We start from the raw sequence: 13,624 nt of genomic DNA, 5'->3' as shown, positions 1-13,624 counted from the left end.
CCTTCGACACAGACTATTTTTCGGACAGCATGTAGCCGACGCTGCGCACCGTGCGGATCAGGCCATCGGCCGATTTCAGCGCCTTGCGCAGCCGCAGCACGTGCACGTCGACCGTGCGCTCTTCGATCACCGCATGGTCGCCCCACACCTTGTCGAGCAACTGGGCGCGCGAAAACACGCGCTCGCGGTGCGCCAGCAGGTACTTGAGCAGCTTGTACTCGGCGTTGCCGATATCGATCTGCTGGTTCTCGACCGTCACGGTGCAGCTGTTCGGATCGAGCGTGACGCTGCCCGCGCGCAGTGGCGCTTCGGCCAGGTGCGGGCTCTTGCGGCGCAGCAGCGCGCGCGAACGGGCCAGCAGTTCGCGCGGCGAGAACGGCTTGGTGATGTAGTCGTCGGCGCCGCTGTTCAGGCCTGCCAGCTTGTCTTCTTCCATGCTCTTGGCGGTCAGCATGATCACCGGCAGCTCCTGGAAGTCGCGGTCGGCGCGAATACGCGACAACAGACGCAGGCCACTCTGGTCGGGCAGCATCCAGTCCAGCAGCAGCAGGTCGGGCTTGCCCCGGCTGATGCTGTCCCAGGCGCCGGCCGCCGTATCGGCCGTGCGGATTTCCCAGCCCGCTTCGCGCAGCGAATAGGTCACCAGTTCGACGATCGCCGGCTCGTCCTCGACCACGAGGACGGAGGTGGTGTCAGCCATGCTCACAGTACCGGCGGCTCACCGAGCGTCGGCTTGCTGTGGCGGATGTCGCGGCCTTCGACCACGTAGATCACGTATTCGGCGATGTTCTTGGCATGGTCGCCGATGCGCTCGATGGCCTTGGCCACCCACAGCGTGTCGAGCGCCGACGAAATCGTGCGCGGATCTTCCATCATGAACGTGACCATCGTGCGCAGGATCACGCGGAACTCATGGTCGACCACTTCGTCGCCCGCGATGATCTGCAAGGCCTGCTTGCCGTCCAGGCGCGCGAACGCGTCGAGCGAATCATGCAGCAGTTCGGACGTCGCCTTGGCGATCGTGCGGATCATGTCGAAATGGGCAAAGCCCGTCGCGCCCCGCTCGTGCAGGCTTTTCGCCGTGCGGGCGACCTTGGTCGCTTCGTCACCGATGCGCTCGAGGTCGGTGATCACCTTGATGGTGGCCATCACGGTGCGCAGGTCGTTCGCGGTCGGCTGACGTTTCACGATCAGGTGGCTGCAGGCGTCGTCCAGCGCGACTTCAAGCTGGTTGACGGCCTGGTCTTCGGCCATCACGCGCTCGGCGCGCGCGATGTCGCCGATGCGGAAGCATTCCAGCGCTTCTTCGAACTGGGTTTCCACCATGCCGCCCATCAGCAAGACCTGGGAACGGATCCCTTCGAGTTCCTGGTCGTACTGCTTGGATGAATGCTCGCCTGTCATACAAACTCTCCGTTAATATTCTTGTGAAGCCGTCCGCAAGGACGGCCGAAAAAGGTCAGCCAGCTCGATCAGCCGAAGCGGCCCGTAATGTAGTCCTGTGTTTCCTTGCGCGCCGGCTTCATGAAGATCTGGTCCGTCTCGCCGAATTCGACCAGCTCGCCCAGGTACATATAGGCGGTGTAGTCGGAGCAGCGCGCGGCCTGCTGCATATTGTGGGTCACGATCGTGATCGTGTAATCCTGCTTCAGTTCGCTGATCAGTTCTTCGATCTTGGCGGTCGAAATCGGGTCCAGCGCCGAGGTCGGCTCATCGAGCAGCAGCACGTCGGGCTTGACTGCCACGCCGCGCGCGATGCACAGGCGCTGCTGCTGGCCGCCCGACAACGACAGGCCGCTCTTGGACAGCTTGTCCTTGGCTTCTTCCCACAGCGCTGCCTTTTTCAAGGCCCACTCGACGCGCTCGTCCATCTCGCCTTTCGACAGGTTTTCGTACAGGCGCACGCCGAACGCGATGTTGTCGTAGATCGACATCGGGAACGGGGTCGGCTTCTGGAACACCATGCCGACCTTGGCGCGCAACATGTTCACGTCGACGCCTGCGTCGAGAATATTGCCGCCGCGGTACATGATCTTGCCTTCGGCGCGCTGGCCCGGGTACAGGTCGTACATCCGGTTCAGGGTGCGCAGCAGCGTCGACTTGCCGCAGCCCGACGGGCCGATGAAAGCCGTCACCTGCTTGGCGTGGATGTCGAGGCTGACATTCTTCAGACTCTGCGTTTTACCGTAAAAGAAGTTCAGGCCTTCGATTTCGATCGTCTTGGCTTTGGCCGCAGCCGGGGTCGGAGTCGTATTGAGCATGGCTTGGTTCATCACTTTATCGTTTATCAGAGTGAATTAATTCGGGGTTTTTTGGCTGAACAGCGTACGCGACAGGATGTTCAGCAACAACACGGTCGTGGTTACCAGCAATGCACCGGCCCAGGCCAGCGAGCGCCAGTCGTCATACGGGCTCATGGCGTAGGTGTAGATCACCACCGGCAGGTTGGCCAGCGGCGCATTCATGTCATGGCTGTAGAACTGGTTGTTCAGCGCGGTGAACAGCAGCGGCGCGGTTTCACCGGTGACGCGGGCCACGGCCAGCAGCACGCCGGTGACGACGCCGGCCTTCACGGCGCGCAGGCGCACCGTCAGGGCCACTTTCCAGTGCGGCGCGCCCAGCGCATAGGCCGCTTCGAGCAGGCTGGGCGGTACCAGGCGCAGCATGTTGTCGGTGGTGCGCACAACGACCGGGATCGCGATCAGCGACAGCGCGATCGTGCCGGCGTAGCCCGAAAAGTGCTGGACCTTGGCAACGTAGATGGCATACACGAACAGGCCGATCACGATCGACGGGGCCGACAGCATGATGTCGGTCACGAAGCGCGTGACTTGCGCGAACTTGTTGTTCTCGCCGTACTCGGCCAGATAGATACCGGCCAGGATGCCGACCGGCGTGCTGATCAGCGTCGACAGACCGACCATCATCACGCTGCCCAGGATGGCATTGCGCAAGCCACCGCCTGGCGTACCCGGAGCTGGGGTGTCGGCCGTGAACAGCGTGGCCGACAAGCCGCCCAGGCCGTTGTACAGCAGCGTGAACAGAATCCAGGCCAGGAAGGCCAGGCCGATGCCCATCGCGCACACCGACAGCGTGATGCCGATGCGGTGCGCCAGCAGGCGCCGGCGGTACACCGGGTTCTTGGAAGGGGTATTCATCTCAGTTGCCATCTTATTTCGTGCCTTCGTTACGGGACATACCGAGCAGCATGATCTTGGCCGCCGACAGCACGATGAACGTGATGCCAAACAGGATCAGTGCCAGCGCAAACAGCGACGACGAGTGCAGCGTGCTGGCCGCTTCGGCAAATTCATTGGCCAGTGTCGACGAAATCGAATTACCCGGCGAGAACAGCGACGCCGACAGCGAGTGCGCGTTACCGATCACGAACGTCACGGCCATCGTCTCGCCGAGCGCGCGGCCCAGGCCCAGCATGACGCCGCCCACCACACCGTTGCGGGTATATGGCAGCACGACCTTGCGCACCACTTCCCAGCGGGTGCAACCCAGGCCGTACGCCGATTCCTTCAGCACGGTCGGCACGATCTCGAACACGTCGCGCATCACCGAAGCGATGAAAGGGATGATCATGATCGCCAGGATCAGGCCGGCGGTCATGATGCCGATACCCATCGTCGGGCCCTGGAAGATGACACCGATCACCGGCAACTGACCGATGGTTTCCTTCAGCAGCGGCTGCACGTGGTCAGCAAACATCGGCGCGAACACGAACAGGCCCCACATGCCGTAGATGATCGACGGCACGCCGGCGAGCAGCTCGACAGCGGTGCCCAGCGGGCGGCGCAGCCAGGCCGGGCAGATCTCGGTCAGGAACAGCGCGATGCCGAAGCTGATCGGAAAGGCTACGGCCAGCGCGATGATCGAGGTAGCCAGCGTGCCCCAGATGGCGATCATGGCGCCGAACTCGTCGTTCACCGGATCCCACTCGACGCGGGTGATGAAGCCCGGGCCAAACTGCGAGAACGCCGGCGCCGCGCCGATAGCCAGCGAGATGATGATCCCGATCAGCACCGCCAGGACTGTGGCAGCAAACAGCAGCGTGATTTTGTGGAAGAAGAAGTCCTGGATGCGCTGGTTGCGCATCGTCGTGCGCAAGGCGGCGTAACGACGGGCGTCTTCGGCTGCTGCCTGTTCAGGCAGGTCCTGCGCGGACAAGGATGGGTGGGCGCTCATATGTGTGGAAGACTCGCTATAAGACTCGTAATCAATATCGTTTTGTCAATATTGCTGGCATGCAGAAGGACCGGTCGGGCCGGTCCTTCGATGATGAAAACTAGTGGATTACCAGAGCGCCTTGCCGGTGGTGTCTTTCAGATTGGTACGCCAGGCATCCTGCACGAGCTTGATGACCGGTGCAGGCATCGGCACGTAGTCGAGTTCAGCAGCCGAGGCGGCGCCGTTCTTGTACGACCAGTCGAAGAACTTCAGCACTTCCTTGCCCTTGGCTGCGTCTTGCGCCTTGTGCACGAGAATGTACGACGCGCCCGTGACTGGCCAGCTGTCCTTGCCTGGCTGGTCGGTCAGGATGACGGCGAAGCCCGGGGTGCCCGACCAGTTGGCGCCAGCAGCGGCGGCCTTGAAGGCGTCGTCGCTTGGCTGCAGGAACACGCCATCCTTGTTCTGGAGCTGGGTGTGCGACATCTTGTTCTTCTTGGCGTAGGCCCACTCGACGTAGCCGATGCCGCCCTTGATGCGCTGCACATTGGCGGCCACGCCTTCGTTGCCCTTGCCGCCCACGCCCACTGCCCACTTGACGGTGGTGCCGGCGCCGACTTTCGTCTTCCATTCCGGGCTCGACTTCGACAGGAAGTCGGTCCACAGGAACGAGGTGCCCGAGCTGTCGGCGCGGCGCACGACGGTGATGTCGGCGTCCGGCAGTTTGATGCCCGGGTTCAGCGCGGCGATCTGCGGCGCGTTCCACTTGACGATCTTGCCCATGTAGATGTCGGCGATGACGGCGCCACTCAGTTTCATCTGACCCGGGGCGATGCCCGCCAGGTTGACGATCGGCACGACGCCGCCCATCACGGCCGGGAACTGGAACAGGCCGGCAGCGTTGAGTTCAGCAGCTGCCAGCGGCATGTCGGACGCGCCGAAGTCGACGGTCTTGGCCTTGATCTGCTTGATGCCGGCGCCGGAACCGACCGACTGGTAATTCAGGCCATTGCCCGATGCTGCCTTGTACAGCTCGGCCCATTTGGCGTAGATCGGATAAGGGAACGTCGCGCCTGCGCCGGTGATGTTGGCGGCCTGGGCGGTTGCAGTGAATGCCGAAGCGGCAACGGCGATCGAAACGAAGAGATGCTTCATGCGCATATCTGATCCTCTGAAAATAGAACGACGGGACGATCCCGCTGACGATGAAGCGCAGTCTAGCGGGCGAATATGACAAGTTCATGACATATTCTGAAATGTGACACGAACATGACACGGCCGCAAGCATGGCATTGCAGGGGCCGGCGTGGCGCGCGGCTGGGCTTTCGAAAGAATGTTCCGCTCGCGCCAGCCTTGTAAATACGGCGCCAGCTGCTAACCTGATGGTGTCATCACTACATGGAGGGGATGCCCGAAGGCGTTGAACAATGTATGTTGGACATGATGGTCATGGGGATTCTTGGGGGGCTGGCAGCGCTGGTCGCGTTCGAGATCTACCAGGAAGTACGTGGCAGTTCCAGGCACCTTGAAGACCGCTATCACGAATAGCGACAAACCCGCTCAGCGGGTCAGCAGCGAGCGGCGAGGCCCCAGGGCGCTCGCCGCTTGTCATATACAGGGTCGGGCTCAGCGCAGGAAGCGCGCCAGCGCGGTTACGCCTGCCAGGTCGAGGCTCTGGAACTTGAACCCCACTTTGTATTCGCCACCGCTGAAAATGCAGTGCAGCGCTTTTGCGTGCGTGTCGATGGTCGTGAAGCGACCGTCGATCATCAGGTCGAAGCGCAGTTGACTGGACAACCCGACCGGGACCGGGTCGGGGATATTGACACTGATGCCGTTGGCGCTGATATCGACGCTTTTGCCGCTGAACGGCGTCCGGCCGTCGATGGCCAGCAAGACTTTGGTGCGCAGTACTTTGCGCGGGGATTGCCTCTGCTCTTGTAACACGTGTTTCCCATGATGCCTGAAAGAGGCACTATTATAGGAACAACCCGGCCATCCGGCACGCCATTGTTGAGCTGAGCCGGATTGCCGGTGAGCGGCGCGCCTAGTCGAGTTCGCGCAGTTTGTTGAACGCTTCCTCGATGCGTTCGACGGCGATGATCGTCATGCCCTCGATTTTCTGCTTCGGCGCATTCGCCTTCGGAATCACGGCAATCGAGAAGCCCAGCTTGGCCGCTTCGCGCAGGCGTTCCTGGCCGCGCGGCGCGGGGCGGATCTCGCCGGCCAGACCCACTTCACCAAACACCACGAGCCCGCGCGGCAACGGTTTGCTGCGCATCGATGAATTGATCGCCAGCAGCACGGCCAGGTCGGCCGCCGGTTCGGTGATCTTCACGCCGCCGACCGCGTTGATGAACACGTCCTGGTCGAACGCGGCAATACCGGCATGGCGGTGCAGCACCGCCAGCAGCATCGCCAGGCGGTTCTGCTCGAGGCCGACCGACAGGCGGCGCGCATTGGGCAGGTGGCTCGTGTCGACCAGTGCCTGGATCTCGACCAGCAGCGGACGCGTGCCCTCCTGCGTGACCATGACGCATGAACCCGGCACGGGCGTGTCGTGCTGCGACAGGAACAGCGCGGACGGATTCGACACGCCTTTCAGACCCTTCTCGGTCATCGCGAACACGCCCAGCTCGTTGACGGCGCCAAAACGGTTCTTGATCGCCCGGACCAAACGGAAACTCGACTGCGTATCACCCTCGAAATACAGGACCGTATCGACGATGTGTTCGAGCACGCGCGGACCGGCCAGCGCGCCCTCTTTCGTCACGTGGCCGACCAGGATGATCGTCACGCCGGTCTGCTTGGCCACGCGCGTCAGCTGCGCCGCGCATTCGCGCACCTGGGCCACCGAACCGGGGGCCGACGTCAGCGCATCGGAATACACGGTCTGGATCGAGTCGATCACTGCGACTTCGGGTTTCAGGTCAGCGATCGTGCCGAGGATTTTCTCGAGCTGGATTTCGGCCTGTAATTTGAGGTCTTGCGCGTCGACCGCGAGGCGGCGCGCACGCAGCGCGATCTGGGCGCCGGATTCCTCACCGCTGACATATAACGTGGAGCGCGTTTTCGACAGGCTGGCCAGCGCCTGCAGCAGCAGCGTGGACTTGCCGATGCCAGGGTCGCCGCCAATCAGCACGACGCCCCCGGCCACCAGGCCGCCGCCCAGCACGCGGTCGAATTCCTCGATGCCGGTGCCAAAGCGCGGCACGTCGATCGCCTCGATATCGGCCAGCGACAGCACCGGTGCAGTCTGCGCCAGCGCGCGGTGCGGGGTCTGCGACATGCGGTTTACGCCAGGCGCTTCGACGACGGTTTCGACCATCGTGTTCCAGGCCTTGCAGTCGGCGCACTGACCCATCCAGCGGGTGGCGATCGCGCCGCATTCGGAGCAGGTGTAATTGGTTTTTGCTTTTGCCATGTTCTCTATCGGTTATCCATCGGTGCCAAGGCGGCCTTCGGCGATGCGCACGCGCGGCGCGACGGCGCACATCAACTCGTAGCCGATCGTGCCGGCGGCGTGCGCCACGTCGTCGATCGGCAGGCCATCGCCCCACAGCGTGACCTTGCTGCCGATGCGCGCATTGGGTACGGGTGAGAGGTCGACTGTCATCATGTCCATCGAGACGCGGCCGATCAGCCCGGTGCGCACGCCGTCGACGATCACCGGCGTACCGTGCGGCGCGCTGCGCGGGTAGCCGTCCGCATAACCGCAGGCGACGACGCCGATCGTCATCGGGCCGTCGGCGACGAAGCGGCTGCCGTAGCCGACGGTGTCGCCGCGCTCGATGTGCTGGATGCCGATGATTTCCGAGCGCAGCGTCATGGTCGGGCGCAGGCCGAAATCGCCCGCGCTGCGGCTACCCGGCGTGCCGCCGTACAGCATGATGCCGGGACGGACCCAGTCGTTCTGCAGGTGTTCGCTGATCATCGCCTGATGCAGCACGCCGCCCGAATTGGACAGGCTGCGCTCGCCGGGCAGATCGCCGGCGCCGATCTGGAAGCGGCGCACCTGCTCGGCGATGGTCAAGAGCGGATGTTCGAGTTCGTCGGCGTTGGCGAAGTGCGTCATGTGCGTGATGTTGCGCACGTCGGGGATCCCGCGCAGCCGCTTGTAGGCGGCCGCGTACTCGTCCGGGCGCAGGCCCAGGCGGTTCATGCCCGTGTTCATTTTCAGGTAGACATCGATCGGGCGGTAGAGCTGGGTATATTCGAGCAACTTGATCTGTTCGACCGAGTGCACGGCCGTGACGATATTGTGTTCGGCCAGCAGGGGCACGTCGGCTGCTTCGAAGAATCCCTCTAATAACAGGATCGGCTTGATCCAGCCAAGTTCGCGCAGGCGGATGGCGTTTTCGAGCTCGATCAGGGCCAGGCCATCGGCCGTGGCGAAGCCGTGCATCGCGCGTTCCAGGCCGTGGCCGTAGGCGTCGGCTTTGACGACCGCCCAGATCTTCGCCATAGGCGCGCAGGTGCGGGCCTGCGACAGATTGTGCTGCATCGAGTCCGGGTGGATGGTGGCAAAGAGTGGGCGCGGCATGGTCGGCGATCGGGATGAAACCGGTACGAAAAGTGGGAGTGGCTATTCTACCGGAGCAGGCCACGAGGCGTTGCCGGTGCAGTCACGGTGCATCGTACGGGCTTCGCCACGCCAGCCATTCATGGTATAAAGCAACCCGGACCGAACTTTAGAATTTTAGAATGAACCGTGGTTTTTATACCATCATGGCGGCGCAGTTCTTCTCGTCGCTGGCAGATAACGCGCTCCTGTTTGTCGCGATCAGCCTGCTCGTCGCAATGGACGCCCCGGCATCGCTCACTCCGCTGCTGAAGCTGTCGTTCGTCCTGTTCTATGTGTTGCTGGCCGCCTTCGTCGGCGCCTTCGCCGATGCGCTCAACAAAGGCCGCGTGATGTTCATCGCGAACATCATCAAGGTGTTCGGCTGCGCGCTGATGTTCTTCACGGTGCACCCATTGATTTCGTACGCCGTTGTCGGCTTCGGCGCGGCCGTGTATTCGCCCGCCAAGTACGGCATCCTGACCGAACTGCTGCCGCCGGAAAAACTGGTGCCGGCCAATGGCTGGATCGAGGGCTTGACGGTGATGTCGATCATCCTCGGCACGGTGCTGGGCGGCACGCTGGTGAGCCCGCGAGGCTCGGGCTTCCTGCTCTCGTTCGACCTGCTGCCGCGCATCGGCATCGACACACCGGCCGAGGCGGCGATGGCCGTCGTTGTCGCAATCTATATCCTGGCCGCCATCTTCAACCTGCGCATTCCGGACACCGGCGCGCGCTACGAGCACCAGGAACGCAATCCGATCAAGCTCATCACCGACTTCGCCAATTGCTCGGCCACGCTGTGGCGTGACAAGCTGGGCCAGATTTCGCTGGCAGTAACAACCTTGTTCTGGGGCGCTGGCGCCACGCTGCAATTCATCGTGCTCAAGTGGGCCGAAGCATCGCTTGGCTTGCCGCTGGACCAGGCGACGAACCTGATCGGCGTGGTCGCGATCGGCGTCGCACTGGGCGCCGCGATGGCCGCCCGCATGATCCCGCTGCGCAAGTCGCTCACCGTGATCCCGATGGGCATCATCATGGGCCTGGTGGTGACGAGCATGGTGTTCGTGAAATCAGTCACGCTGGCCTACCCGCTGCTGGCCTTCATCGGCTTCCTGTCGGGCTTCTTCGTGGTCCCGATGAACGCGCTGCTGCAGCACCGCGGCCACGTCCTGATGAGCGCCGGCCACTCGATCGCCGTACAGAACTTCAACGAGAACCTGTCGATCCTGACGATGCTCGCCGCCTACGCCGTGATGATCACGCTGAACCTCGATCTGAACATCATCATCGTCATCTTCGGCCTGTCCGTCGCCGGCATCATGCTGCTGATCCAACGCCGCCACCTGCTGAACCAGCGCGAACACGACTCCCTCGGCCTGATCGGCGAAGGCAAACACTAAAACTAGGGTCAGTGTCGAATTGTTTGACAACGTTTCGCCTGACCTCTTTCTCTGAAGCTTCCCCTGCTCGGCATGCCCAGCAGGCAATAGCTCACGACAGTCACTCTGTCCCCACTTTCTCCGCATTCGCGAGAAATTGCTCAATAATTCGACTCTGACCCTCATTGTTTGGCGGGCCTGAACTTGGAGGGCAATACGCCTTTGTCAGCGCATTCCGAACCGATTCAGTCATCGGCTGAATTTGATGCTGGCGGTCATGCAAAATGAGTCCAGCAAGCAAAAAAACAATTAGGGTCAGAGTCGAATTGTTTGACAACTTTGAGGAATTGCCCATTAAATCTACTCTGACCCTACTTTATTTGACGGGCTCGTCGGCGGGGTTCGAGGCAGGGTCGGGGGCTATTTATTGGGCAATTCGGGAAATTGCTCAATAAATCGACTCTGACCCTCATTGTGGTGAGGGGTGGGTGGTTTGGGCGCGGGTGCGCCAGTCGTTGGGGACGATGAAGCCGCGGTCGGCTTCTTCCAGTGCGTTGTCTTGTGGGCGGACGCGCGCGATCAGCGCTGGGGTGTTCGATATTGCGAAGCGGTCGGTCAGTTCGGCTGCCAGTTGTGCTCGCGTCATTGTCCAAGTCGGTGAAGCGGTGCGCAGTGGCGCCAGCCATTCGAGTTTTGGCAGGATGACGTAGGTGTCGTCGGGCAGATTGTCCAGCTCGCTTAGTGCGCACCAGAAGCCGCGGCAATGGCCTTGGGTGATGCCTTGCATTGCCGGCCAGTTGCCGGCGGGGTAGAACAGCCAGCCTTTGACCAGGGCGCCGGCTTTGTTGACGGGGCGTGGCAGTTGCGCTTGCGCGGCCGGGTGCTGGCCCAGCGCGAGCTGACGTTCGAAGATCTTGCGCATCTTCAGGCCCAGCGTATCGGCCAGGTTGGGGCCGACCAGTGTGTCGAGGCCTCCCTCGCCGCTCTCGCCTTGCAGATAGAACTTGGTCGCGAACTCGATGTGTTCCAGCGCGTCTGGACCATTGTCGAGCAGGAAGTCGAATTCGCCCACCGTGTCGTTGCGGTTGGCGCGGATTTGCAGGCCGTGCGCGACCAGCCGCCCCTGCTGCGCGAAGTAGAACGCCATCAGCTTTTCGGCGTACAGGCCCAGTCGGGTGTACGGTTTCTCGCCAAGCGCGGCGTTCAGCGTCGATGGGTCGGCATCGAGCTGCGCCAGCCAAGTGGCGACCTCGTCCGTGACCGGGCCCAGCGTGGCCACGCGGCCGGCCCATGCCAGTGCGGCGCCATCGAGCAGGTCGGGCGAATCGAGCAGCCAGGCCAGCGCGCGCGCATGCGGCTGCGTCAGGTGCCGCCAGCGCGCATGGAACGCGGCCTGATAATCAGGTGCGGGGTGCAAGCGAACGTGCCCGGCACAGGTCCGCCCAGGCGAGCGCCTTGTCGGCGCCGCGCAGCAGTAATTCGCCCGGATGCAGCGTGGCGACCAGCGGCACTTCGCCGAGCGCGTGCACCTGACCGCGCAAACCGGCGAGCGGCTCGTTCAGCGCGCGGCCCAGCAGGCCGTTCGCGGCCACCTGTCCCATCGTCAGCACGGTCGTTGCGCCCGTCAACCCCAGTTCGCGCTCCAGGAACGGCCGGCATGCCGTGATTTCCTCAGGCGTCGGCGCGCGCTCGCCGCCCCTGGCGTTCACCGGGCGACACTTCACCAGCGGCGTGACATACGCATCGCGCTCGCGCGACAGGCCGACCGCGTGCAGCATATTGTCCAGCAGCTTGCCCGGATCGCCTGTCAGCGGCTGGCCCGCTTGCTCATCAAGTGCGCTGGGCGTACCGGCGGCGATCAGCCAGCGCGCCTGGCGCGGTCCGTTGCCATACACGGGCTTGCGGCCTTCCCCGCACGCGCAGTCCTTGCAGCCGGCAATCGCCTGGCGCAAGCCCGCCCAGTCGAGCGTCGACACGTCGGGTGCGGCCGGCGCGGCATGACTGCTGTCGTCCCACGCAGCGTCGGTGGCGACGGGCGGCGGATTGCGATACGGCGGCGCCGACAGCGGCGTCATCCCGCGCGCCACCGGTGCAGGATCGGGCACCGGCACGGGTGCAGAAGCAGGAGCAGGAGCAGGTGCAGCAACAGGAGCAGCAACAGGCGCAGAAGCCGGCACAACCGTCGGCGCAGCATCGACCGCGCCACCAGCATCGCTGTCAACAACGTCATCACCAACAGCATCCGCCACCGGCCCGGGCGCAGTACGCAACTGCCACAACGGCCCGATCCCCATCTCGTTCAGAAACAGCGCATCGCGCCCGCTCACGGTCTTCATAAATCCAGCCTCATCACGATGGCATCCTCGCGGCCCGCAGCGCCGGCCGGATAATAGCCCTTGCGGCGCCCGATATGGACATAGCCATGGCGCCGGTACACATCCAGCGCGCGCTCGTTCGACGGCCGCACCTCGAGCAGGATCGACGTCATGCCCTGGCTGCGCGCGCGCGCCGCGAGCACGGCCAGCAGACGCCGACCCAGCCCTTGGCGCTGGCGATCCGCCGCCACGGCAACGTCAAGCAGGTGCGCTTCGTCGAGCGCATACATCAACAGGTAGTAGCCGGCCAGCTCTCCGGCAGCATCGCGCACGGTCCAGCAATCGTAGCCGCTGTTGAGCGAGTCGAGGAAGTTCCCGCGACTCCAGGGAAACGGAAACACGCTCGTCTCCAGCGCGCACACTTCGCCCACGTCGGCCGCCGTCATCGGCGCCAGTTGCAGGCCAAGATCTTGCAGGTCGCTCATGCGCCGGCCTTGGCCGCATTGATCACCAGGCGCTCGGCCGTGGTGAACGCGATCTTGTTGCGCAGGTAAATCGGCTGCGCCTGCGCCGCCGGTACGCCCTCCCCGGCCGCCAGCGCGCCAACGGCAAGGAGCGCCATCTCACGCGCATGCGGCACGATGTCGGCCATGGCGCCGACCGCAAATCCCTGGTCGGCGAAGGCGTCGGGATACGCCTCGAAGCCGTTGCCGCATGCCTGCAGACCAGGCACTGCCAGCGGTGCCACGGCTTGCGGCGCGCTCAGAGTGGGCGCCACGACTTCACGCCAGACGCCATCGAAGCGGTACTGCGCCCAATAGACTTCGCCCATGCGCGCGTCGAGCACCGCCAGCACCTCGGTCGCGCCGCAGCGCGCCCGGCAGCTCTCGGCCATCGCGGCCAGCGTCACCATCGGCAACACGGGAAGATTGGCGCCGTACGCCAGGCCCTGCGCCACGCCGCACGCCGTGCGCACGCCGGTAAACGAACCGGGGCCGGCCCCGAAAGCAATCGCGTCGCAGTCCGCCAGCGCAATGCCGGCTTCGCGCAGCAGTTCCTGCACCATCGGCAGGATCGATTGCGAGTGGCTACGCACGCCGGCGGTGGCGCGGGCGATGACGGCGTCGTTGACCAGCAGCGCGCAAGACGCCAGCTCGGCCGAGGTTTCAATGGCAAGAATGGTAGGCATC

At 63.7% G+C, this 13,624-nt stretch carries 14 protein-coding genes; 1 reads left to right on the top strand and 13 read right to left on the bottom strand.

The genetic code is table 11. The features are described 5' to 3' along the window. Positions 1 to 13 precede the first annotated feature (13 nt). The 9 genes from AC56LH_RS05525 to alr all read right to left on the bottom strand — a co-directional run bounded on the left by AC56LH_RS05525 (position 14) and on the right by alr (position 8,719). Positions 14 to 700: a response regulator gene (locus tag AC56LH_RS05525; protein ID WP_258837576.1), complete on the bottom strand. Its 687-nt coding sequence runs from the start codon at positions 698 to 700 to the stop codon at positions 14 to 16. 2 nt (positions 701 to 702) lie between these two features. Continuing rightward, on the bottom strand, positions 703 to 1,404 hold the full coding sequence (gene phoU / locus AC56LH_RS05520) for a phosphate signaling complex protein PhoU (RefSeq protein ID WP_183551093.1): 702 nt from the start codon (positions 1,402 to 1,404) through the stop codon (positions 703 to 705). A gap of 68 nt (positions 1,405 to 1,472) precedes the next feature. Further along, positions 1,473 to 2,261, bottom strand: coding sequence for a phosphate ABC transporter ATP-binding protein PstB (pstB, locus tag AC56LH_RS05515; protein ID WP_258837575.1), 789 nt, complete (start codon positions 2,259 to 2,261; stop codon positions 1,473 to 1,475). Positions 2,262 to 2,297: 36 nt separating this feature from the next. After that, the gene (pstA, locus tag AC56LH_RS05510) at positions 2,298 to 3,158 is read right to left on the bottom strand and encodes a phosphate ABC transporter permease PstA (RefSeq protein WP_258837574.1); all 861 of its coding nucleotides are present in this window, start codon (positions 3,156 to 3,158) and stop codon (positions 2,298 to 2,300) included. Positions 3,159 to 3,171: 13 nt separating this feature from the next. After that, positions 3,172 to 4,194, bottom strand: coding sequence for a phosphate ABC transporter permease subunit PstC (gene pstC, locus AC56LH_RS05505; protein ID WP_183551087.1), 1,023 nt, complete (start codon positions 4,192 to 4,194; stop codon positions 3,172 to 3,174). A 108-nt stretch (positions 4,195 to 4,302) separates the two neighbouring features. After that, entirely contained in the window at positions 4,303 to 5,337 is a 1,035-nt protein-coding gene (gene pstS, locus AC56LH_RS05500) for a phosphate ABC transporter substrate-binding protein PstS (RefSeq protein WP_499644693.1), read from the bottom strand. Positions 5,338 to 5,802: 465 nt separating this feature from the next. Continuing rightward, the gene (locus AC56LH_RS05495) at positions 5,803 to 6,123 is read right to left on the bottom strand and encodes a PilZ domain-containing protein (RefSeq protein WP_499577213.1); all 321 of its coding nucleotides are present in this window, start codon (positions 6,121 to 6,123) and stop codon (positions 5,803 to 5,805) included. Positions 6,124 to 6,223: 100 nt separating this feature from the next. Then, positions 6,224 to 7,600: a DNA repair protein RadA gene (radA, locus tag AC56LH_RS05490; RefSeq protein WP_183551078.1), complete on the bottom strand. Its 1,377-nt coding sequence runs from the start codon at positions 7,598 to 7,600 to the stop codon at positions 6,224 to 6,226. Positions 7,601 to 7,612: 12 nt separating this feature from the next. Further along, a complete protein-coding gene (gene alr, locus AC56LH_RS05485) occupies positions 7,613 to 8,719 on the bottom strand; it encodes an alanine racemase (RefSeq protein ID WP_499644692.1) in 1,107 nt (368 codons plus the stop codon). A 161-nt stretch (positions 8,720 to 8,880) separates the two neighbouring features. Here alr and lplT point away from each other — a divergent pair, with 161 nt between their 5' ends. Beyond that, a complete protein-coding gene (gene lplT / locus AC56LH_RS05480; RefSeq protein ID WP_499644690.1) occupies positions 8,881 to 10,140 on the top strand; it encodes a lysophospholipid transporter LplT in 1,260 nt (419 codons plus the stop codon). Positions 10,141 to 10,588: 448 nt separating this feature from the next. On the opposite strand, the gene AC56LH_RS05475 is transcribed toward lplT, so the two are convergent. From AC56LH_RS05475 to tsaB, 4 genes are read right to left on the bottom strand one after another with little or no spacing between them, the layout of a single operon-like run. Further along, on the bottom strand, positions 10,589 to 11,536 hold the full coding sequence (locus AC56LH_RS05475) for a DUF1853 family protein (RefSeq protein WP_499644688.1): 948 nt from the start codon (positions 11,534 to 11,536) through the stop codon (positions 10,589 to 10,591). Further along, positions 11,520 to 12,455 (bottom strand): uracil-DNA glycosylase, encoded by a 936-nt coding sequence (locus AC56LH_RS05470; RefSeq protein WP_499644686.1) that lies wholly within the window; start codon positions 12,453 to 12,455, stop codon positions 11,520 to 11,522. Before AC56LH_RS05470 ends, AC56LH_RS05475 begins: the two co-directional genes overlap by 17 nt. After that, on the bottom strand, positions 12,452 to 12,919 hold the full coding sequence (gene rimI, locus AC56LH_RS05465; protein ID WP_499644684.1) for a ribosomal protein S18-alanine N-acetyltransferase: 468 nt from the start codon (positions 12,917 to 12,919) through the stop codon (positions 12,452 to 12,454). The genes AC56LH_RS05470 and rimI overlap by 4 nt, the downstream gene beginning before the upstream one ends. Next, on the bottom strand, positions 12,916 to 13,623 hold the full coding sequence (gene tsaB, locus AC56LH_RS05460; RefSeq protein ID WP_499644682.1) for a tRNA (adenosine(37)-N6)-threonylcarbamoyltransferase complex dimerization subunit type 1 TsaB: 708 nt from the start codon (positions 13,621 to 13,623) through the stop codon (positions 12,916 to 12,918). The genes rimI and tsaB overlap by 4 nt, the downstream gene beginning before the upstream one ends. Position 13,624: the final 1 nt, after the last annotated feature.

It is taken from the genome of Telluria sp. LT1R51-2, from assembly GCF_059685775.1.
The sequence above is the reverse complement of the archived record's forward strand: the minus strand, read 5'-3'. Positions and strand labels throughout refer to the sequence as shown.